This window comes from Pseudomonas sp. SIMBA_067, assembly GCF_046534675.1.
GTDB lineage: Bacteria > Pseudomonadota > Gammaproteobacteria > Pseudomonadales > Pseudomonadaceae > Aquipseudomonas > Aquipseudomonas putida.
This window is the reverse complement of sequence record NZ_JAWRYH010000011.1, coordinates 186,912-206,200: the sequence shown is the minus strand read 5'-3', so window position 1 is coordinate 206,200 and position 19,289 is coordinate 186,912. Positions and strand designations below refer to the sequence as shown.

The following is a 19,289-nucleotide window of genomic DNA, read 5'->3' as shown; positions in this document are numbered from 1 at the left end:
TTCTACGCTTTCCTCAGAGCCTGTCAAGCGTTTATTTTGAAGTTTTTTGCGAGAAACTCGTTTAGCTTCAAACACTTGACTCAACCGGGTGGCTAGCTTTACTTCGCTACCCCGTTGGAATGGTGCGCATTATAGGGCGGTCATTACGCAGGTCAACCTTTAATTTCAATGATTTGAAATATTTGTGGCTAATCCACTTGAGGGCTATCACGCGCCCCAGCAATTGCGCACTATATTGCTCACCCCTACCCCGCCCAAGGATCGCCGCACCTAAATGAACACCCAGCCCCGCAGCCTGGCCGCCACTCTCTTCCCGATCGGCTTGCTGCTCATCGCCATGGCATCGATCCAGTCCGGTGCCTCCCTGGCCAAAAGCATGTTCCCCATCATTGGCGCACAAGGCACCACCACCCTGCGCCTGATCTTCGCCAGCATCATCATGCTGCTTATATTGCGCCCATGGCGGGTACGCATGACCGCCGCCACCCTGCGCAACGTGGTCATCTATGGCATGGCACTGGGCGGGATGAACTTCCTCTTCTATATGGCCCTGCAAACAGTACCGATCGGCATCGCCGTGGCCCTGGAGTTCACCGGGCCGTTGGCAGTGGCGATCTTCTCCTCGCGCCGGCCGATCGACTTCCTGTGGATTGCCTTGGCCATCGCCGGCCTGCTGCTGTTGCTGCCAGCTGGCCACAGCGGCCAGGCACTCGACCCGGTGGGCGCTGCTTACGCCCTGGGCGCAGGTGTATGCTGGGCCCTCTATATTCTGTTCGGGCAACGCGCCGGGGCCGAGCACGGTATCCAGAGTGCAGCCTTGGGGGTGGTAGTCGCCGCCCTGTTCGTCGCCCCCATCGGTATCGCCCACGCCGGTAGCGCTCTGCTCACACCTGCCTTGATCCCCATGGCCCTGGCCGTTGCGGTACTGTCCACCGCCCTGCCCTACAGCCTGGAAATGGTTGCCCTCACGCGTATCCCGGCACGCACCTTCGGCACCTTGATGAGCATCGAACCAGCGTTCGGCGCACTGTCCGGCCTGCTGTTCCTCGGCGAGGTGCTGACACTCACCCAATGGCTGGCGATCGGGGCAATCATCGCCGCGTCGGTTGGCACTACCTTGTCCATGCGCAAGGAGCCCACACCGGCTGTTGCAGCAGACTGATATGAGAAATATTTTCATTTGAGACAGGATTAGTGATTGTAGCCGCCCGTCTCGCTGATTAAGCTGTCACAGAATCATCATCTTTGCGCTATTTACTGGACCGAACACGGACGCTGGGAATATTTTCAGGAAGAAGCGAAGCGATAACGACAGGGCCAGGCAGCTGATCCGCCCTGCATTTAAGGACAGGAATGAAACGTATTTTTCTCATCCTGGCCATCTTGGCTATTGCTGGATGTGCCGCTACAGCCAAGACTGAGGTCAAAAGGGGCAAGAAGGGCCTGCATATCAATTGCTCCGGCCTTTCCTCCTCATGGGACAACTGCTACAGCAAGGCCGAGAGCTCCTGCAGCACGCGCGGATACCGGGTCATCGCCCGCTCTGGTGACAGTGATGAAGAAGCCGGTGATTACTTGTTCGGCATCAACCCGGCGGGCTACACCAGCCGCAGCATGATCGTCATCTGCAAGTAGAAAAAAGGGCAGCTCACAGGCTGCCCTTTTTCATTTGCCCTTACAGGGGCGCGGTACGCACCTGCAGCCAGGCCAGCGCATCACCCTTGAGCAGCGGTGCCAGACGCTCACGCACGTTCGCGTGATAGCCGTTCAGCCACTCCACCTCTTCCTTGGCCAGCAGCTCGGGCAACAGGCAGCGGGTATCGATGGGGCACAGCGTCAAGGTCTCGAAGCGCAGGAAGTCGCCGAAGGCACTCTTGCCCGCCTCACGGTTGACCACCAGGTTCTCGATACGGACACCCCACTGCCCCGGGCGGTACGTACCCGGCTCGATCGAGCTGATCATGCCCGCTTGCATCGCGGTCTGCGGTGCAGGTGCCGCCTGGTAGGCAATCACTTGGGGCCCTTCGTGCACGTTCATGAAGTAGCCAACACCATGCCCGGTACCGTGGCCATAATCGACCTGGTCAGCCCAGATTGGCGCCCGGGCAATGGCGTCGAGCAACGGCGACAGTATTCCTCGCGGGAAAGTGGCACGCGACAGGGCGATCATGCCCTTGAGCACCCGGGTACAGTCCAGCTTCTGTGCGTGGCTGGGGCTACCGACTGGCACCATACGGGTGATGTCGGTGGTGCCACCCAGGTATTGCCCGCCAGAGTCGATCAGCAGCAAGCCATCACCCTCGATGACCGCATGCGACTGCTCGGTGGCACGGTAATGGGGCATGGCGCCATTGCCATTGAAGGCGGCAATGGTCGAAAAGCTCAGCGACACGAAGTTCGGGCGCCGGGCACGTGCGGCACTCAATTGCTCGTCAACTGTCAGCTCGGTAATGACCTCTTGGCCAAGGTTGGCCTCGAACCAGGCGAAGAACTCGCACAAGGCCGCACCGTCCTGCTCCATGACATGGCGGATATGCACCAGGTCATCGTCACCTTTGCAGGATTTGCTCAGGGTGGTGGGGTTGAGCCCCTCGACCAGCACCACCTCTGCCGCCAGGTTCCCCAGCAGGCCGCAGGTGACACGGGCAGGGTCCACCAACAACCGCGCCCCCACCGGAACAGCAGCCAGGGCGTTGCCTGCCTCGCTATAGTTGCGCACCTCGATGCCGTCCACCGCCAGCACCTGACGCAAATGCGCGTCCACCTTGTCCTGGCCCACGAACAGAATGGCCTGCTGCTGACTGATCAAGGCAAAGGCCAGGAAAACCGGGTTGTACGAAACATCACTGCCACGCAGGTTGAACAGCCAGGCGATGTCATCCAGAGTTGCAATAAAGTGCCAGTCAGCCCCTTTGGCCTGGATGCCCCGGCGCAATTGCGCGAGCTTTTCCGCCCGGCTTACCGTGGCGTGCGGCGGCAAGTGCTGATACACCGGGTTGGCGGGCAGCGCCGGGCGCCCTACCCAGACCTGGGCTAGCAGGTCCTTGTCGGTCACCAGCCTTGCCCCACGGGCCTTGAGCCGCTCACCCAGCTGGCGCGCCGACGCCAGCGCCATGACGGCCCCATCCACCGCGACGTTGCCATCGGGCTCGACATTATCACCCAGCCACTCCAGCGCCCCGGGCTTGCCGGGCAGCAGCTTCATCAGTTCGATACCGCTACCGGCCAGCTCGTGATCCGCCTGCTCCCAGTACCGGCTATCGACCCACAACCCTGCAAAAGCGGGCGTGACTACCAGCGTGCCGACCGAGCCGTGAAAACCCGAAAGCCACTGGCGCCCCTGCCAGTAACCGGGCAGGTACTCGGAAAGGTGGGGGTCGGCCGAAGGTACCAGCAAGGCATCGATGCCCCCTGCTGCCATGGCCTGGCGCACATGCGCCAGGCGCTGTGGCACGCTTTGTTCAAGGGTGGTCTGGACGTTCATGCGCTCTCCTGCGGCTACATCACGGTTGATCCAATGCGCTGATAATGGAACAGCCGCCAGAGCCCTGCAATCGGGAAGACCAGGACACGGCATGCATTGCCCGTCACGCCCTGTGCCAACAGGACGCTTCCTACAAAAGGGCCAGGACCACCGATCAAGTTCCGCTGAACTTCCCCAGGACACCGGCTTCAGACACAGTACATTCATTGCACACAGGCAAATGACCATGCCCAGTGCCAGCGCACCGAAAGCCGGCGTAGTGCTGCTCGATACCCGCGAACATACGCCTGACCATGAGCATGCCGTGCACCTGAAGCTAGCCGATGGCCTGGCCGGCCTGCTGGGATGCCAGCACGTCCATCCCGATCATGCACCCACCGCCGCTGATAACTACTATTACCTACCTACCGAAACGCTCGTCGATCCCAAGCACCCTGCCACCTTGGGCATTCGCAGCGAGCAGGACCTGTTCGGCGGCCTGGTGCCACACCCCTACATGGCGACCAAGGCAATCTCCCACCCACTACCAGCCGGGGCCAGCTTCCCGCCGGGCTGGACCGACGACTTCGCCCGACAGGCAAGCGACGCCTTGCTGCGCGGCTATACCGTGTTCAGTAAAGCCGATGCGCGCAGCGCCGCACAATTGCTGCTGCTCGACGGCCCCCTGAGGGTCAAGCCCGTGCTGGCCTGCGCAGGCCGGGGGCAGCAGGTCATCACCAGTGCGGACGCGCTAGAGCCTCTGCTGGCGGGCATGGATGACCAGATGCTGGCGCTGTGGGGGCTGGTGCTCGAAGAAGACTTGAGCGATGTAGAAACCTTCAGCGTCGGCCAGGTGCGCGTCGCCGGCCTGACCTGCAGCTATCACGGCACCCAGCAACTGACCCGTGACCATCAGGGCACCGAGGTGTACGGCGGCTCCGATCTGGTGGTGGTACGTGGCGATTACCAGGCGCTATTGCAATTACCACTGGAAGACTACGTGCGCCTGGCCATCAACCAGGCGATCGCCTACGAGCAGGCCGCCGAGCAACACTTCCCCGGTTTCATCGCCTCGCGGCGCAACTACGACATCGCCCGCGGCTTGACCCCCCAGGGCCACCTGCGCAGCGGCGTGCTCGAACAATCCTGGCGCCTGGGCGGTGCCAGCAGTGCCGAGCTGCTGGCCCTGCAGGCATTTGCCGATGACCCGGCATTGCAGCGGGTGCGTGCATCCACCCATGAAGTGTTCGGCACCCCCGACCTGCCCGCTGACGCCACCCTCTTCTACCAAGGAAACGACAGTGAACTCGGACAACTCAGCAAATTTGCACGGATTCGCGAACATGGCCGTTCAGAGTGAAACCGTTGAACTGCAAGTCGACAACGACAGCATTGTCGGCACCCTGGTCAGCCCTGGCAGCAAGATGCCGGGCATCCTCTTCGTCCACGGCTGGGGCGGTAGCCAGCAGCGTGATCTGGCCCGTGCCCGGCACATCACCGGGCTGGGCTGCGTGTGCATGACCTTCGATCTGCGCGGCCACGAAAAAACCGAAAGCCAACGCCTGACGGTCACCCGCGAACAGAACCTGCAGGACCTGCTGGTGGCCTACGACCGGCTGCTCAGCCATCCGGCCGTAGACAGCAGTGCCATCGCCATCATCGGCAGCAGCTATGGGGGATACCTGGCAACCTTGCTGACCCGCGAACGGCCAGTCAAATGGCTGGCCCTGCGGGTGCCGGCCATGTACTGGGACGACGAATGGAACATCCCCAAGCAAACCCTCGACCGCCAACGCCTGAACGCCTACCGCCAGCAATCGCTGGGCCCGGCAGACAATCGCGCGCTGGCGGCGTGCGCAGAATTCGCCGGTGATGTGTTGCTGGTAGAGTCCGAGCAGGACGACTACGTGCCGCACAGTACGCTGATGAGCTACCGTTCGGCATTCGTCAGCGCCCACTCCCTTACCCATCGCATCGTCGACGGTGCCGACCACGCGTTGTCCAGCGAAGCGAGCCAGAAAGCCTACAGTTCGATCCTGGCGGCGTGGATCAGCGAAATGGTGATCGGTGCCCGCCTGGACCGCTACCCGCACTACGCCCCCTGGTATGCCTGAGGCTCACCCACCTCGCACTGCAGGCCACCATCAGCGCCACGCACCAGGCTGCGCAAGGTCTGGTAGGCGGCAAAGTTGACGCCCCGCGCCTGATGCTGGCCCAGCAGTTCAAGGAAAGACTCCTCGACGAAGTGCACGGCCGCCGCCGCCCACGCCTGGCGAGATTGCCATTGCAGGTACTGCAACACCCGGCTGCCATCGTCACTGGCCTGGATGCTGACACCCTGCAGCCCTTCGCAGCGCGTGGCCAGCGCCTCGCTGCGCGCCACCAGCGCCTGGGCCAGCGCTTGCTGGCACAGGCTGGGCACTTCGTATTCGATCATCTGGGTGAACCACAGCGCATGAGGGTTTGCCGACATCGACGTTCTCCTGGTTACGGACGCATGCTTGGCGATGCCGAGCAGGGTAAAACCTCAAGCAAAGTCAAGGTCAAGTGGTTTCTGCCCGAGCAAACAGCCTATAACTAACGTCTCCCGACAACTACTGCCACAGGAGGCAGCATGAGCAAGCAGGCGCTGATCATCATCGACATCCAGAACGACTATTTCCCAGGCGGCAAGTGGACCCTCGATGGCGCCGACAAGGCGGCCGACAACGCCGCCCGGCTGCTGGCGGCGGCACGCCAGCGCGGCGACCTGGTGGTCCATGTGCGGCATGAATTCGACAGCGCCGATGCGCCATTTTTCGCACCCGGTTCGCAGGGTGCGGCCATCCACGCCAAGGTCGAGCCGGTGGCAGGTGAGCCGGTGGTGCTCAAGCACAAGGTCAACGCCTTCCTCGGTACCGACCTTGAGAGCACGCTGGACCGACATGGCGTGGAAGCCCTGACCATCGTTGGCAGCATGAGCCACATGTGCATCGATGCCGCTACCCGTGCCGCGGCCGACCTGGGCTACACGGTGACCGTGGCGCACGATGCCTGCGCTACCCTGCCGCTGGAGTTCGACGGCAAGCAGGTGCCGGCGGCGCAGGTGCATGATTCGGCGATGGCAGCCTTGGCGTTTGCCTATGCGTCGGTGGTGAAGACCGATGAGCTGCTGAAGAACTGATCGGCATCAAAGCTATGGGGGGCGCTTTGCGCCCCTTTCCGACCGGTCCGACGCCCCGGCGAGGCCGCTCCCACAGGTAACGCGCAAGCAAGAACCGTTAGCGATCCCTGTGGAAGCGGCCTTTTGTCGCGATGGGCTGCGCAGCAGCCCCAACGCTTGCAAACTCAGATCACCACATTACGCACAAAACGCACTGCCACCACCCCATCGTTACGGTAGGCATACTGGCAGTTGCTAGGGAACACATGGAACTGCCCCACCAGCAGCCGATGCTCAACCCCTTCAATGACCAGCGTCAGTTGCCCTTCTGCCACATAGATCTGCTCGCTCCAGCCTTCGGCATCAGCCTCGCTGGAATAGCACTCGCCCGGTGCCAGGGTCCACTCCCAAAGCTCCACCTCACGCCGTGCCGCACTGCTACCCAGCAGCACGGCCTTGCTCTGCGGGTATTCACCGGCCCAGGCCAGTTCCTCGATGCGCCCGGGGTCACGCTGGTCCGGTGCCTGGATCAAGGTGCTGAAAGCCACCCCCAAGGCTTCGGCGATCAGGTCGAGGGTGGTCAGGCTGACATTCTTCTCGCCCGCCTCGATTGCCACCAGCATGCGCCGGCTGACCCCTGAGCGCTCGGCCAACGCTGTCTGGCTCAACCCGGAAGCATGGCGCAGGCTGCGTACGTTGAGGCTTACATGTTGCAGCACCGATGCCCGATGCGAAGTATCTTTGTGCACTATATTGCTCACTGGTAGAGATTGCGCAGTATACTGCCCACTTTGCGGCGATTGTGCGCCGCCCCCTCCGAGTGCGCAAGACCATGAGCCAGGCCCGCAAAACACCCACGCCCGCCGTTACCTTCCGCCTGAGCAAGGCAGAACTGGTGCTGGTGTTCATCACCATGTTGTGGGGCGGCACCTTCCTGCTGGTGCATAACGTAATGACCGTCAGCGGCCCGATGTTCTTCGTCGGCCTGCGCTTCGCTGCGGCAGCGCTGTTCGTGGGCGTGGTTTCGGCGCGGGCGTTGCCCGGGCTGACCTTCACCGAGCTCAAGGCCGGCATGCTGATAGGCGTGTCGATCATGCTCGGCTACGGCCTGCAAACCATGGGGCTGCAGACCATCAGCAGCAGCCAGTCGGCGTTCATCACTGCGTTGTACGTGCCGTTCGTGCCGCTGTTGCAGTGGCTGGTGCTGGGCCGCCGGCCTGGCCTGATGCCCAGCATCGGCATTTGCCTGGCATTCATCGGCCTGATGCTGCTGGCCGGGCCGGAAGGCGGCAGCCTGCACTTCAGCGAGGGCGAGGTGGTTACCCTGGTCAGCGCCGTCGCGATCGCCGCCGAAATCATCCTGATCAGCCGTTACGCCGGCCAGGTCGATGTGCGCCGGGTCACCGTGGTGCAACTGGCGACTGCTTCGCTGCTGGCGTTCCTGATGATCGTGCCGACCCAGGAGCGCATCCCCGACTTTTCTTGGCTGCTGCTGGCCAGCGCAATAGGCCTGGGTGCCATGAGCGCGGTGATCCAGGTGGCCATGAACTGGGCGCAGAAGTCGGTCTCGCCCACCCGCGCCACCCTCATTTATGCCGGTGAACCGGTGTGGGCCGGGATCGTCGGGCGCATCGCCGGCGAACGCCTGCCGGGCGTGGCGCTGCTCGGTGGCCTGCTGATCGTGATCGCGGTGGTAGTCAGCGAACTCAAGGTACGCCGCCCCCGCGAAACCGTCGAAGCACAGGACGTCCAGAGTGAAGGCGAGCGCCAGACCGGCCTGTAAAGATGACAACAGCGACTATGCTTTGTAAAAAACTGTTATAAAAAAACAGCTTGTCACAGCCTGTTTGTAGGATTCTGCGACAGCTTGCGTGTTGGTGATCACTTCCCCGGCACGTATGATCTTTGCAAACTTCTCCAGAATAGGCCCCTATGTCATTGATAGTGCTATTGCTTCTGCCGTTCGTGGGCAGTTGCCTGGCAGCCGTGCTGCCGCACAACGCACGTAACGCCGAGTCCATTCTCGCCGGGCTCGTGGCCCTGGTCGGCACCGTCCAGGTAGCACTGCTGTACCCTCAAATTGCCCACGGGGGCGTGATTCGCGAAGAATTCCTCTGGCTGCCCAGCCTGGGGTTGAACCTGGTACTGCGCATGGACGGCTTTGCCTGGCTGTTCTCGTTGCTGGTGCTGGGCATCGGTACGCTGGTGTCGCTGTATGCGCGCTACTACATGTCGCCACAGGACCCGGTGCCGCGTTTCTTCGCCTTCTTCCTGGCCTTCATGGGCGCCATGCTCGGCCTGGTCATTTCCGGCAACCTGATCCAGCTGGTGTTCTTCTGGGAACTCACCAGCCTGTTCTCCTTCCTGCTGATCGGCTACTGGCACCACCGCGCAGACGCCCGGCGTGGCGCCTACATGGCGCTCATGGTGACCGGCGCAGGTGGCTTGTGCCTGCTGGTGGGTGCCCTGCTGCTCGGCCATGTGGTCGGCAGCTATGACCTGGACAAGGTCCTGGCTGCCGGCGACACCATCCGCCAGCATGCGCTGTACCCGGTGCTGCTGCCCCTGATCCTCATCGGCGCCCTCAGCAAAAGCGCACAGTTCCCCTTCCACTTCTGGCTGCCCCATGCCATGGCAGCGCCCACCCCGGTATCGGCCTATCTGCACTCTGCCACCATGGTCAAAGCCGGGGTGTTCCTGCTGGCGCGCTTCTGGCCGGTGCTGTCGGGCAGCGAAGAGTGGTTCTGGATCGTCGGCGGTGCCGGCGCCCTCACCCTGCTGCTCGGCGCCTTCGCCGCCATGTTCCAGAACGACCTCAAAGGCCTGCTGGCCTATTCAACCATCAGCCACCTGGGCCTGATTACCCTGCTGCTGGGCCTGAACAGCCCGCTGGCCGCGGTCGCGGCGGTGTTCCACATCCTCAACCACGCCACCTTCAAGGCCTCGCTGTTCATGGCCGCCGGCATCATTGACCACGAGAGCGGCACCCGTGACATCCGCCGTCTCAGCGGCCTGATCCGCCTGGTGCCCTACACCGCCACCCTGGCCATGGTGGCCAGCGCCTCCATGGCCGGCGTGCCGCTGATGAACGGTTTCCTGTCCAAGGAAATGTTCTTTGCCGAAACGGTGTTCATCAGTTCTACCGCCTGGGTCGAAGCAACGCTGCCGGTGATCGCCACACTGGCCGGTACCTTCAGCGTGGCCTATGCCCTGCGCTTTACCGTAGATGTGTTCTTCGGCCCCACTGCGCAGGACCTGCCCCACACCCCGCACGAACCACCACGCTGGATGCGTGCGCCGGTCGAACTGCTGGTACTCACCTGCCTGGTGGTGGGCATTTTCCCCGCCCAGTCGGTCGGCCCGCTGCTGGCCGCCGCAGCCCTTCCGGTAGTAGGCGGTACCCTGCCAGAGTACAGCCTGGCCATCTGGCATGGCTGGAACGCGCCGCTGATCATGAGCCTGGTGGCCATGAGCGGCGGCATCGTGCTGTACCTGCTGCTGCGCAAGCAACTGCGCCTGGGCCGCTTCCCGTACCCACCGGTGATCGAACGTTTCAATGGCAAACGCCTGTTCGAGCACGGCCAGGTGCACCTGATGTTGCTGGCCCGGCACGTCGAGCGCCTGTTCACCACCCGCCGCCTTCAGTCACAACTGTTCATGCTGGTGCTCGCCGCCTTCCTCGCCGGCCTCACGCCCATGCTCTACGGCGGGCTCAGCTGGGGCGACCGGCCCAAGATTCCGGGTTCGGGCGTGTTCGTCGCGCTGTGGCTGATCGCCATTGCCTGCGCCATCGGCGCCGCTTACCAGGCCAAGTACCACCGCCTCGCGGCACTGATCATGGTCAGTGTCTGCGGCCTGATGACCTGCATTACCTTTGTCTGGTTCTCCGCTCCCGACCTGGCCCTGACCCAGCTGGTGGTGGAGGTGGTCACCACGGTGCTGATCCTGCTGGGCCTGCGCTGGCTGCCACGGCGTATCGAAGGCGTATCGCCGCTACCGGGCAGCCTGGAACGCGCGCGCATGCGTCGCCTGCGCGACCTGCTACTGGCAGTGCTGGTGGGTGGCGGCATGGCCGTGCTGTCTTACGCCATGCTGACCCGGCCGACGCCCAACGACATTTCCTCGTTCTACCTGAGCCGGGCGCTGCCCCAAGGCGGCGGCACCAATGTGGTGAATGTCATGCTGGTCGACTTCCGTGGCTTCGATACCCTCGGTGAAATCACCGTGCTGGTGGCCGTGGCGCTGACCGTGTTCGCCCTGCTGCGGCGCTTCCGCCCGCCGAAAGAAAGCATGCAGTTGCCGGCGCAACAACGCCAGCTCGCGCCTGATGTGGTCACCGACCTGATCAACCCGCGGCATGCCACCGACACCGCCCTGGGCTTCATGATGGTGCCTGCGGTGCTGGTGCGCCTGCTGCTGCCCATCGCCCTGCTGGTGTCGATGTACCTGTTCATGCGTGGCCACAACCAGCCAGGTGGCGGTTTCGTCGCCGGCCTGGTGATGTCGGTGGCGTTCATCCTGCAGTACATGGTGGCTGGCACCCAGTGGGTAGAGGCGCAGATGAGCCTGCGCCCACTGCGCTGGATGGGTACCGGATTGCTGTGCGCCACCCTGACAGGGGTCGGTGCCATGCTGCTGGGCTACCCGTTCCTGACCACCCATACCGCCCACTTGCACCTGCCGTTGCTCGGTGATGTGCACGTGGCCAGCGCGCTGTTCTTCGATGTTGGCGTGTACACCGTGGTGGTCGGCTCGACCCTGCTGATCCTCACTGCCCTGGCGCACCAGTCGGTGCGCGCTTACCGCCCGGGCAATTCATCGAAAACCAGCCAAGCAGGAGCCGCCTGATGGAAGAAGTCATTGCAGTCGCCATCGGCGTGCTGGCCGCCTCGGGGGTGTGGCTGATCCTGCGCCCGCGGACCTACCAGGTGATCATGGGCCTGTGCCTGCTGTCGTACGGCGTGAACCTGTTCATCTTCAGCATGGGCAGCCTGTTCATCGGCAAGGAACCGATCATCAAGGATGGCGTCACCCAGGACCTGCTGCACTACACCGACCCGTTGCCCCAGGCCCTGGTACTGACGGCCATCGTCATCAGCTTTGCCATGACCGCGCTGTTCCTGGTGGTGTTGCTGGCCTCGCGCGGCCTGACCGGCACCGACCACGTGGATGGCCGGGAGCGTGACGAATGAATGGCATGAGCCAACTGATTGTCGCGCCCATCCTGCTGCCACTGTTAACGGCAGCCGTGATGTTGTTGCTGGGGGAAAAACACCGGCATATCAAGGCCCGCCTCAACCTGCTGTCGACCTTCGCCGGCCTGGCCGTCGCGGTGAGCCTGCTGCTGTGGGTGCGCACCCAGGGCCAGGCGGAGTCGATCGGCGTCTACCTGCCGGGCAACTGGCCTGCACCGTTCGGGATCGTCCTGGTGGTGGACCACCTGTCGGCGCTGCTGCTGACCCTCACCGGGATCATCGGCTTTAGCGCCCTGTTGTTTGCCCGCGCCCGCTGGGACGGGGCCGGGGCCAGCTTCCATGCGCTGTTCCAGATTCAGCTGATGGGCCTGTACGGCGCCTTTCTCACCGCCGACCTGTTCAACCTGTTCGTATTCTTCGAGGTGCTGCTGGCAGCTTCCTATGGCTTGCTGCTACATGGCTCGGGGCGTGCACGGGTACGTGCCGGCCTCCACTACATCGCCATCAACCTGTTCGCCTCGTCGCTGTTCCTGATCGGCGCGGCAATGCTGTATGGGGTAACCGGCACCCTGAACATGGCCGACCTGGCGCTGAAGATCCCACTGGTACCGGAGGCCGACCGTGGCCTGCTGCATGCCGGTGCGGCAATCCTGGCCATGGCCTTCCTGGTCAAGGCCGGTATCTGGCCGCTGAACTTCTGGCTGGTGCCCGCCTACTCCTCGGCCAGCGCACCGGTAGCTGCGTTGTTCGCCATCATGACCAAGGTCGGCCTGTACGCCCTGCTGCGCCTGTGGACCCTGCTGTTCTCCGGGCAGGCTGGGGCCTCGGCGCATTTCGGTGGCGAATGGCTGGTGTACGGTGGCCTGGTCACCCTGGCAGTGGCAGCAGTGTCGATCCTGGCGGCACAACGCCTGGAACGCATGGCGGCGCTCAGCATCCTGGTCTCGGCCGGCACCCTGCTTGGCGCCGTCGGCTTTGCCCAATCGGCGCTGACGGGTGCGGCGCTGTTCTACCTGGTCAACTCGACCCTGGCGCTGTGCGCGCTGTTCCTGCTCGCCGAACTGGTCGAACGCTCGCGCTCGGCCAACGAAGTGCCGCTGGACGAAGAGGAAGACGCCATGCCGCCACCGCTGGAGTCGTTGCACCCACCCAAGGGCATCAACCTCGACGACGAGCAGAAGGTGGTGATCGGCCAGATCATCCCGTGGACCATGGCCTTCCTCGGCCTCAGCTTCATCGCCTGCGCCTTGCTGATCATCGGCATGCCGCCGTTGTCAGGCTTCGTCGGCAAGCTCAACCTGATCAGCGCACTGTTCAACCCGCAGGGTCTTGGCGTGCCGGCCGAGCAGCCGCTGAGTGCGGCGGGCTGGGGCTTGGTGGCGCTGCTGATACTGTCCGGCATGGCCTCGCTGATCGCCTTCGGCCGCGTCGGCATCCAGCGCTTCTGGAAGCCCGAGGAGCGCCCGTCGCCGGTGCTGCGCCGCTATGAGTGTCTGCCCATCGTCATCCTGCTCGGCCTGTGCATCATCCTCAGCCTCAAGGCCGAGCCATTGCTGCGCTACACCCAGGACACTGCCGCCAGCCTGCAGGCCCCCGATGCCTACATTGAAGCCGTGATGGCCGCCCGGCCGATTCCTGGCCCCACCTCGCTCGACATCCAGGTGCAGCCATGAACCGACTGTTCCCCGCCCCGCTGCTATCGGTTTCGCTGTTCGGCCTGTGGCTGCTGCTGAACCTCTCGGTCAGCCCCGGCAACCTGCTGCTGGGCGCCGCACTTGGCGTGCTGGCGCCACTGCTGATGGCGCCACTGCGCCCACAGCATGCCCACGTGCGTCGACCAATGGTCATCGCCCGGCTGATAGGCCGCGTAGGCATCGATGTGATCCTGTCCAACCTGCTGGTTGCCCGTGGCGTGCTGCGTGCTGGCAAGCAACCACCACGCTCGGCGTTCGTGCACATTCCGTTGGCCCTGCACGATGCACATGGGCTGGCGGCACTGTCGATGATCACTACGGTCGTGCCCGGCACGGTCTGGTCCGAGCTGGCGCTGGACCGCAGCGTATTGCTGCTGCATGTGTTCGATCTGGACGATGAGGCGGCCTTTATCCAGCACTTCAAGGACACCTATGAACGCCCGCTGATGGAGATATTCCAATGACAGGCCTGCTCGCCAATGCTGTCCTTGCCAGCCTGTTCATCTTCGCCTTGGCCATGGGCCTGGCGCTGATCCGGCTGTTCCGTGGCCCGTCCGCCCAGGACCGGGTGCTGGCGCTGGACTACCTGTACATCCTGGCCATGCTGACCATGCTGGTGCTGGGTATCCGTTATGCCAGTGACACCTACTTCGAAGGTGCCCTGCTAATTGCGCTGTTCGGCTTCGTCGGCTCGTTTGCCCTGGCCAAGTTCCTGCTGCGCGGTGAGGTGATCGAATGACCGAAACCCTGGTACTGCCCTTCTGGCTGGAAGTGGTCACCGCCGCGCTGCTGCTGACCGGCAGCCTGTTCGCGCTGGTCGGAGCGATAGGCCTGGTGCGCCTGAAGGATTACTTCCAGCGCATGCACCCGCCAGCGCTGGCGTCGACCATTGGCGCCTGGTGCGTAGCGCTGGCTTCGATCATCTACTTCTCATGGCTCAAGGAAGCACCGGTACTGCACGCTTGGCTGATTCCCATCCTGCTGTCGATCACCGTGCCAGTGACCACGCTGCTGCTGGCCCGGGCGGCGTTGTTTCGCAAGCGCATGTCGAAAGAGCCAGTGCCTGAAGAAGTCAGCAGCGGCCGCGACCGGGGCAACTGAAGGGCCGCCGCCTCACCCTTGGCTGAGGCGCTGCAGCTCCCGCCGTACCATGGCGGCATAAGGGGGCGGACCGAGCCGGTACAACTCACCCGCCACCCAGTGCAACCAGGCGCCTTGCAGCTCCCCACGCCTGGCCAGCAAACGTTCGGCCTCGGCCACGGCATCTGCCTGGTGCTGTCGATGAAACTCGACACGCGTGACAGGCGCATCGCCACTGTCGGTCATTCACTGGCCTTGAAGGTGGTCAACTCGCCCTTGCGCCATTTGGCAACCTTGCCGGTCACCGCCTTTAGCAATTTGCCCAAGCCTTCCTGAACCTGCTGTTGCGCGGCGAAAACCAGCATCACGCCATGCCCCTCGCGCAACACGATGCCCTCACCTTCGGGTACCGAAACGAAGGCGTAATCGCCCACGCCATACACATTCAGTTTGATTTCGCGAAAGCGCATTTCCAGCTTGCCACCTTCACGGCTGGGCAACACCGCAGCGCGGAAGTGATCGCCGACTTTCAATTCAAGGCGCTGCTTGTCATCGACCACCAATGCTTCTTCGGTGTCGATTTCGGCCATGTAAAGGCCTTCGGGTGTTTGTTCGGTAACGTAGATAAAGCGGCCCTGGAACAGCTGGGCCAATTTACCGCGCAAGTCGCCTAAGGCGAACAACGCATGGGTATCAAGTGTGCTGACTGCCAATGAAGTAATCCTCAACCGGTTACAACCCGCCCTCTCCCAAGCTCGGGGAGGCACGGCCATTTCTTATCGATAGGCGAAAAGAGTAATAAAGCGATATGCGAAATGTCTGTGCCCGCTGACGATGCAGCGTGCAGGAATCTTTACTCTGGTTTGCCAGATTCGCCCTCAAACGAAGGCGTTTGGCTCATTCCCGACTTGGGAAGCGTGATGCCTGAGATCACTTACCAGAAAACGCAACCATGGGGGTGAGCCTGCAAGTAGACAAGCCCTGGCATCCATGTGCGTATTACCGTAGGACAAATATGCCCGAAAACACCGAAACCCGTCGAGAGGCAAAAAACAATTTCAGGCGGCCAGGCCTTTCTTCAGTTGCTGCTGCCAGGCAGCTTGGCATTCAAGTGCCTCTGCACGCGTGGCGAAGGCGGTGCCCCGACGCTCGCCATTGACCAGCACCACCCAACAGATGCGTTTACCCAGCGCCTGCAAGGTGGCTGGCACACCCGAACCTATCATCACAGCTACATCGACCCGGCTATTCATCATGCCCTCCGGCACTTAGTTAGCACCCTAACGATAGCGTTATGATACGCCTGCCCGCCGGGAGAAAACAGCGCTTCGCGGTACAGCACTGTTACGTTCGGGACAACAAAACCGGTATCAGCAAAAAACACAAAAAGCCCCAGGGATTGCTCCGTGGGGCTTGGCACCGCGCGCGGGTTTATACCTGGCGCTGGTGGCGGTCGAGCTGCTCGTGGCGCTCTTGCGCTTCGATGCAGTACTTGGTGGTCGGGCTGATCAGCAGGCGCTTCAGGCCAATTGGCTCACCGCTGTCATCGCACCAGCCGAAGCTCTCGTCGGAGATACGGTCCAGCGCCATTTCCAGCTGAGGCAGCAGGCGCTGGTCGCGCTCGATGGCATTGACCAGCCAGCTACGCTCTTCTTCGACCGACGCCACATCGGCAGGGTCCGACGGAGTGTCCAGGCCTTCGATGGTGGCACGGCTGAGCTCGATGCGTTCATGGGTTTCGACTTTCATCGACTGCAGCAGGCCAGTGAAGAAAGCCAGCTGGTCAGCGTTCATGTAGTCATCGGCCGACATGGCCAGCAACTGTTCCTTGGTCATCGATTTCTCTATGAAAAAATGTGCATTGGGGCGATTCGGGTGCCGCCGACGCCTTGGCATCGGCAGCGGAAATTTTCAAGCGCCAACCGGCACTCTTTCTCAGGGGGCGGCAGTCTAAGGCGCCACGTCGCGTGGAGCAACTGCAATCGGGTGCAAATTTGCTTCCCGTGCTTACAATCCGCCGGTCGGCACCCCAGCTCTGCTGCATAGCCAGTAGTGAACAGTATTTCTGGCTGCGGCCATATCGCCGGCTTTTGATCTTGATCTTGATCTTGATCTTGATCTTGATCTTCGCGACTTCAGGAGGCCGAACACAGGCCTTGCGAAGGGAGGTGACGGGCATGGATGCCCGTCAAGCGCTGGGCCCCAGGATGGGGCCTGCAGCGCGGTCCTCCCGGGAGCGAGGCCGGAGTGAGGGAACCCCGGAGCGCAGCGCAGGGGCCGGATGATGGGAGCGCAGCGTTTTTTGGTTACTTTTTGTCGCGTTTGACAAAAAGTGACTCGCCGTAAGGGCGAAAAGGTGAGTTAGCGTCGCCATCGCAAACGGACTGTTCTCCGTTTCAAAACCGCCGCAGAAGCCCTTGATGTTTGGGGGTGGGCCTTAACACAGTGCAGACATCCATTCGCGCAGGTGGCGCTGAGTCACCTTTCCGCCCTTCCGGCGGGTTACTTTGGTCTCTACATCTTGGCCAAAGTAACCAAAGCCGTCCGCTCCCATCATCCGGCCCCTGCGCTACGCTCCGGGGTCCCCTCGCTCCAGGGTTGCTCCCGGGAGGACCGCGCTGCAGGCCCCATCCTGGGGCCCAGCGCTTGACGGGCATCCATGCCCGTCACCTCCCTTCGCAAGCCCTGCGCTCGGCCTCCTGAAGTCGCAATCTGCGTCGCCTGAACTACCGCGCGCTTAAAAGCAAAAGCAAAAACAACGGCAACGGCAACGGCAACGGCACGAACCGAGTCTGATCAGCGATTCTTGAACTGCGCCTCGCGCTTGGCGATGAATGCGGCCATGCCTTCTTTCTGGTCTTCGGTAGAGAACGCCGCATGGAACACCCGACGCTCAAAGCGCACGCCCTCGCTAAGGGTAACTTCGAACGCGCGATTGACGCTCTCCTTGACCATCATGCTCACCGGAATCGACTTGCTGGCAATGGTCGCCGCCACTTTCAGCGCCTCTTCCACCAACTCCGCCTGCGGCACAATGCGCGCCACCAGGCCCGCACGCTCGGCCTCTTCGGCACCCATCAGGCGGCCAGTCAGGCACAGTTCCATGGCCTTGGCCTTGCCCACCGCGCGGGTGAGCCGCTGGGTGCCGCCCATGCCCGGCAGCACGCCAAGGTTGATTTCAGGTTGACCGAACTTGGCGTTGTCCGCGGCAAGGATAAAGTCACACATCATCGCCAACTCGCAGCCGCCGCCCAAGGCGAAGCCGGATACCGCAGCAATGATCGGCTTACGCCGGTTGGCAATGCGGTCAGCGTCGCTGAACAGGTCATCGACGTAGATCTGCGGGTATTGCAGGTCGGCCATTTCCTTGATGTCGGCGCCAGCGGCAAAGGCCTTGGCCGAACCCGTAAGCACCACGCAGCCGATGTTCGGGTCACGCTCGAGCTGGTCCAGAGCCTGGTTGATCTCGCCAACAATCTGCGCGTTCAGCGCATTCAGTGCCTGCGGGCGGTTGAGGGTAATCAGCCCGACCTTGCCGTGAATGTCCAACAGGATGGTTTCGAATGCCATGCAGTCTGCTCCTTCAAAGATTGCGCGCAATGACCATGCGCTGAATGTCGCTGGTGCCTTCGTAGATCTGGCAAACCCGAACGTCGCGGTAGATCCGCTCCAGCGGAAAGTCACTCAGATAGCCATAACCGCCCAGGGTCTGCAAGGCATCCGAACAGACCTTTTCGGCCATTTCCGAGGCAAACAGCTTGGCCATGGACGCTTCCACCAGCGCCGGGCGCCCGGCGTCACGTAGTGCGGCGGCGTGCAGCACCATCTGCCGGGCCACGGCAATTTTCGTCGCCATGTCGGCCAGGCGGAAGGCCACGGCCTGGTGTTCGATCAGCGCCTTGCCAAAGCTTTGCCGCTCATTGGCATAGTCCCGCGCCACTTCGAACGCCGCACGGGCCATGCCCACAGCCTGCGAGGCGATGCCGATGCGCCCGCCTTCAAGGTTGGCCAGGGCAATCTTGTAGCCCTCGCCTTCTGCGCCCAGGCGGTTGGCCACCGGCACACGCACATTGTCGAAGACGATCTGGCAGGTGTCCGACGCGTGCTGGCCGAGCTTGTCCTCCACCCGCGCTACCTGGTAGCCCGGCGAATCAGTGGGCACGATAAAGGCGCTGATCCCGCGCTTGCCGGCCTCGGGATCAGTCACGGCAAACACGATCACTACCCCGGCGTTCTGCCCGGAGGTGATGAACTGCTTGCTGCCATTGAGCACATAGTGGTCACCGTCCAGGCGCGCTCGGGCCTTCAGGCTGCTGGCATCGGAGCCAGCCTGCGGTTCGGTGAGTGCAAAGGCACCCAGCATCGCGCCATTTGCCAGGGGGGTAAGGAACTGCGCCTTCTGCTGCTCGGTGCCAAAACGCAGGATGGGTACACAGCCTACCGAGTTGTGCACGCTCATGATGGTCGAGCAGGCACCATCGCCAGCGGCGATTTCTTCCAGGGCCATGGCGTAAGCCACGTAACCGGTGTCGCTGCCGCCCCACTGTTCCGGGACCAGCATGCCGAACAGTCCCAGCCCCGCCATCTTATCGATGGCCTCCTTGGGGAAGCGGTGTTCCTTGTCCCACTGCTCGGCAAATGGTTTCAGGCGTTCCTGGGCAAAGGCGCGTACCGCATCGGCTATCTGTTGTTGCTCGTCAGTTACCAGCATGGTT

21 protein-coding genes are annotated in these 19,289 nt (G+C 62.7%); 12 read left to right on the top strand and 9 right to left on the bottom strand.

Annotated features, from left to right (window positions below; all coding sequences use genetic code 11):
- Positions 1-274 precede the first annotated feature (274 nt).
- Both rhtA and SB765_RS22615 read left to right on the top strand, forming a co-directional pair.
- Complete coding sequence (rhtA, locus tag SB765_RS22620; RefSeq protein WP_410912683.1) at positions 275-1,162, top strand: threonine/homoserine exporter RhtA; 888 nt, start codon at positions 275-277, stop codon at positions 1,160-1,162.
- 191 nt (positions 1,163-1,353) lie between these two features.
- Positions 1,354-1,635: a hypothetical protein gene (locus tag SB765_RS22615; protein WP_016500618.1), complete on the top strand. Its 282-nt coding sequence runs from the start codon at positions 1,354-1,356 to the stop codon at positions 1,633-1,635.
- Positions 1,636-1,675: 40 nt separating this feature from the next.
- Here SB765_RS22615 and SB765_RS22610 read toward each other — a convergent pair whose 3' ends face one another.
- Positions 1,676-3,484 carry an aminopeptidase P family protein gene (locus SB765_RS22610; protein WP_410931979.1) on the bottom strand — a complete coding sequence of 603 codons (1,809 nt, stop codon included), beginning with the start codon at positions 3,482-3,484 and terminating at the stop codon, positions 1,676-1,678.
- Between the two features lie 220 nt (positions 3,485-3,704).
- Between SB765_RS22610 and SB765_RS22605 the strand changes: the two genes are divergently transcribed.
- Complete coding sequence (locus SB765_RS22605; RefSeq protein ID WP_410931978.1) at positions 3,705-4,823, top strand: DUF3182 family protein; 1,119 nt, start codon at positions 3,705-3,707, stop codon at positions 4,821-4,823.
- Positions 4,807-5,577 carry an alpha/beta hydrolase family protein gene (locus SB765_RS22600; protein WP_410931977.1) on the top strand — a complete coding sequence of 257 codons (771 nt, stop codon included), beginning with the start codon at positions 4,807-4,809 and terminating at the stop codon, positions 5,575-5,577. Before SB765_RS22605 ends, SB765_RS22600 begins: the two co-directional genes overlap by 17 nt.
- Here the strand turns inward: SB765_RS22600 and SB765_RS22595 are convergent.
- On the bottom strand, positions 5,556-5,936 hold the full coding sequence (locus tag SB765_RS22595; protein WP_016500622.1) for an antibiotic biosynthesis monooxygenase: 381 nt from the start codon (positions 5,934-5,936) through the stop codon (positions 5,556-5,558). The two genes, SB765_RS22600 and SB765_RS22595, sit on opposite strands and share 22 nt — an antisense overlap.
- A 141-nt stretch (positions 5,937-6,077) precedes the next feature.
- Between SB765_RS22595 and SB765_RS22590 the strand changes: the two genes are divergently transcribed.
- A complete protein-coding gene (locus SB765_RS22590; protein WP_410931976.1) occupies positions 6,078-6,626 on the top strand; it encodes a cysteine hydrolase family protein in 549 nt (182 codons plus the stop codon).
- A 164-nt stretch (positions 6,627-6,790) separates the two neighbouring features.
- Here the strand turns inward: SB765_RS22590 and SB765_RS22585 are convergent, their stop codons facing one another.
- Positions 6,791-7,354, bottom strand: a complete 564-nt coding sequence (locus tag SB765_RS22585) for a helix-turn-helix domain-containing protein (RefSeq protein WP_049276084.1) — start codon at positions 7,352-7,354, stop codon at positions 6,791-6,793.
- An 83-nt stretch (positions 7,355-7,437) separates the two neighbouring features.
- Between SB765_RS22585 and SB765_RS22580 the strand changes: the two genes are divergently transcribed.
- The 7 genes from SB765_RS22580 to SB765_RS22550 all read left to right on the top strand — a co-directional run bounded on the left by SB765_RS22580 (position 7,438) and on the right by SB765_RS22550 (position 14,595).
- On the top strand, positions 7,438-8,388 hold the full coding sequence (locus tag SB765_RS22580; protein WP_410912678.1) for a DMT family transporter: 951 nt from the start codon (positions 7,438-7,440) through the stop codon (positions 8,386-8,388).
- A 149-nt stretch (positions 8,389-8,537) separates the two neighbouring features.
- Positions 8,538-11,453, top strand: a complete 2,916-nt coding sequence (locus tag SB765_RS22575; RefSeq protein ID WP_341798115.1) for a monovalent cation/H+ antiporter subunit A — start codon at positions 8,538-8,540, stop codon at positions 11,451-11,453.
- Positions 11,453-11,797 carry a Na+/H+ antiporter subunit C gene (locus tag SB765_RS22570; RefSeq protein WP_003250128.1) on the top strand — a complete coding sequence of 115 codons (345 nt, stop codon included), beginning with the start codon at positions 11,453-11,455 and terminating at the stop codon, positions 11,795-11,797. The genes SB765_RS22575 and SB765_RS22570 overlap by 1 nt, the downstream gene beginning before the upstream one ends.
- Complete coding sequence (locus SB765_RS22565) at positions 11,794-13,473, top strand: monovalent cation/H+ antiporter subunit D (RefSeq protein ID WP_410912674.1); 1,680 nt, start codon at positions 11,794-11,796, stop codon at positions 13,471-13,473. The genes SB765_RS22570 and SB765_RS22565 overlap by 4 nt, the downstream gene beginning before the upstream one ends.
- Positions 13,470-13,958: a Na+/H+ antiporter subunit E gene (locus SB765_RS22560; RefSeq protein ID WP_016500628.1), complete on the top strand. Its 489-nt coding sequence runs from the start codon at positions 13,470-13,472 to the stop codon at positions 13,956-13,958. Before SB765_RS22565 ends, SB765_RS22560 begins: the two co-directional genes overlap by 4 nt.
- Positions 13,955-14,233, top strand: a complete 279-nt coding sequence (locus SB765_RS22555) for a K+/H+ antiporter subunit F (RefSeq protein WP_003250109.1) — start codon at positions 13,955-13,957, stop codon at positions 14,231-14,233. The genes SB765_RS22560 and SB765_RS22555 overlap by 4 nt, the downstream gene beginning before the upstream one ends.
- A complete protein-coding gene (locus SB765_RS22550) occupies positions 14,230-14,595 on the top strand; it encodes a Na+/H+ antiporter subunit G (RefSeq protein WP_016500629.1) in 366 nt (121 codons plus the stop codon). Before SB765_RS22555 ends, SB765_RS22550 begins: the two co-directional genes overlap by 4 nt.
- 12 nt (positions 14,596-14,607) lie before the next feature.
- On the opposite strand, the gene SB765_RS22545 is transcribed toward SB765_RS22550, so the two are convergent.
- The 6 genes from SB765_RS22545 to SB765_RS22520 form a co-directional block, all read right to left on the bottom strand.
- A complete protein-coding gene (locus SB765_RS22545; protein ID WP_174371662.1) occupies positions 14,608-14,820 on the bottom strand; it encodes a hypothetical protein in 213 nt (70 codons plus the stop codon).
- Positions 14,817-15,287, bottom strand: coding sequence for a hypothetical protein (locus tag SB765_RS22540; protein ID WP_016500631.1), 471 nt, complete (start codon positions 15,285-15,287; stop codon positions 14,817-14,819). The genes SB765_RS22545 and SB765_RS22540 overlap by 4 nt, the downstream gene beginning before the upstream one ends.
- A gap of 345 nt (positions 15,288-15,632) precedes the next feature.
- A complete protein-coding gene (locus SB765_RS22535; RefSeq protein ID WP_049276091.1) occupies positions 15,633-15,827 on the bottom strand; it encodes a hypothetical protein in 195 nt (64 codons plus the stop codon).
- A 178-nt stretch (positions 15,828-16,005) separates the two neighbouring features.
- Complete coding sequence (locus SB765_RS22530; protein ID WP_341798113.1) at positions 16,006-16,410, bottom strand: TraR/DksA family transcriptional regulator; 405 nt, start codon at positions 16,408-16,410, stop codon at positions 16,006-16,008.
- Positions 16,411-17,370: 960 nt separating this feature from the next.
- Positions 17,371-18,144, bottom strand: a complete 774-nt coding sequence (locus SB765_RS22525) for an enoyl-CoA hydratase (protein ID WP_341798111.1) — start codon at positions 18,142-18,144, stop codon at positions 17,371-17,373.
- A 13-nt stretch (positions 18,145-18,157) separates the two neighbouring features.
- Positions 18,158-19,285, bottom strand: a complete 1,128-nt coding sequence (locus SB765_RS22520) for an acyl-CoA dehydrogenase (RefSeq protein ID WP_410931975.1) — start codon at positions 19,283-19,285, stop codon at positions 18,158-18,160.
- Between the last annotated feature and the right edge of the window lie 4 nt (positions 19,286-19,289).

What these genes read in the sequence shown, in the direction of transcription:
- rhtA (WP_410912683.1), top strand. Translation starts at nt 275, where the DNA reads ATGAACACCCAGCCCCGCAGCCTGGCCGCCACTCTCTTCCCGATCGGC.
- SB765_RS22615 (WP_016500618.1), top strand. Translation starts at nt 1,354, where the DNA reads ATGAAACGTATTTTTCTCATCCTGGCCATCTTGGCTATTGCTGGATGT.
- SB765_RS22610 (WP_410931979.1), bottom strand. Translation starts at nt 3,484, where the DNA reads ATGAACGTCCAGACCACCCTTGAACAAAGCGTGCCACAGCGCCTGGCG.
- SB765_RS22605 (WP_410931978.1), top strand. Translation starts at nt 3,705, where the DNA reads ATGACCATGCCCAGTGCCAGCGCACCGAAAGCCGGCGTAGTGCTGCTC.
- SB765_RS22600 (WP_410931977.1), top strand. Translation starts at nt 4,807, where the DNA reads ATGGCCGTTCAGAGTGAAACCGTTGAACTGCAAGTCGACAACGACAGC.
- SB765_RS22595 (WP_016500622.1), bottom strand. Translation starts at nt 5,936, where the DNA reads ATGTCGGCAAACCCTCATGCGCTGTGGTTCACCCAGATGATCGAATAC.
- SB765_RS22590 (WP_410931976.1), top strand. Translation starts at nt 6,078, where the DNA reads ATGAGCAAGCAGGCGCTGATCATCATCGACATCCAGAACGACTATTTC.
- SB765_RS22580 (WP_410912678.1), top strand. Translation starts at nt 7,438, where the DNA reads ATGAGCCAGGCCCGCAAAACACCCACGCCCGCCGTTACCTTCCGCCTG.
- SB765_RS22575 (WP_341798115.1), top strand. Translation starts at nt 8,538, where the DNA reads ATGTCATTGATAGTGCTATTGCTTCTGCCGTTCGTGGGCAGTTGCCTG.
- SB765_RS22570 (WP_003250128.1), top strand. Translation starts at nt 11,453, where the DNA reads ATGGAAGAAGTCATTGCAGTCGCCATCGGCGTGCTGGCCGCCTCGGGG.
- SB765_RS22565 (WP_410912674.1), top strand. Translation starts at nt 11,794, where the DNA reads ATGAATGGCATGAGCCAACTGATTGTCGCGCCCATCCTGCTGCCACTG.
- SB765_RS22560 (WP_016500628.1), top strand. Translation starts at nt 13,470, where the DNA reads ATGAACCGACTGTTCCCCGCCCCGCTGCTATCGGTTTCGCTGTTCGGC.
- SB765_RS22555 (WP_003250109.1), top strand. Translation starts at nt 13,955, where the DNA reads ATGACAGGCCTGCTCGCCAATGCTGTCCTTGCCAGCCTGTTCATCTTC.
- SB765_RS22550 (WP_016500629.1), top strand. Translation starts at nt 14,230, where the DNA reads ATGACCGAAACCCTGGTACTGCCCTTCTGGCTGGAAGTGGTCACCGCC.
- SB765_RS22545 (WP_174371662.1), bottom strand. Translation starts at nt 14,820, where the DNA reads ATGACCGACAGTGGCGATGCGCCTGTCACGCGTGTCGAGTTTCATCGA.
- SB765_RS22535 (WP_049276091.1), bottom strand. Translation starts at nt 15,827, where the DNA reads ATGAATAGCCGGGTCGATGTAGCTGTGATGATAGGTTCGGGTGTGCCA.
- SB765_RS22530 (WP_341798113.1), bottom strand. Translation starts at nt 16,410, where the DNA reads ATGACCAAGGAACAGTTGCTGGCCATGTCGGCCGATGACTACATGAAC.
- SB765_RS22525 (WP_341798111.1), bottom strand. Translation starts at nt 18,144, where the DNA reads ATGGCATTCGAAACCATCCTGTTGGACATTCACGGCAAGGTCGGGCTG.
- SB765_RS22520 (WP_410931975.1), bottom strand. Translation starts at nt 19,285, where the DNA reads ATGCTGGTAACTGACGAGCAACAACAGATAGCCGATGCGGTACGCGCC.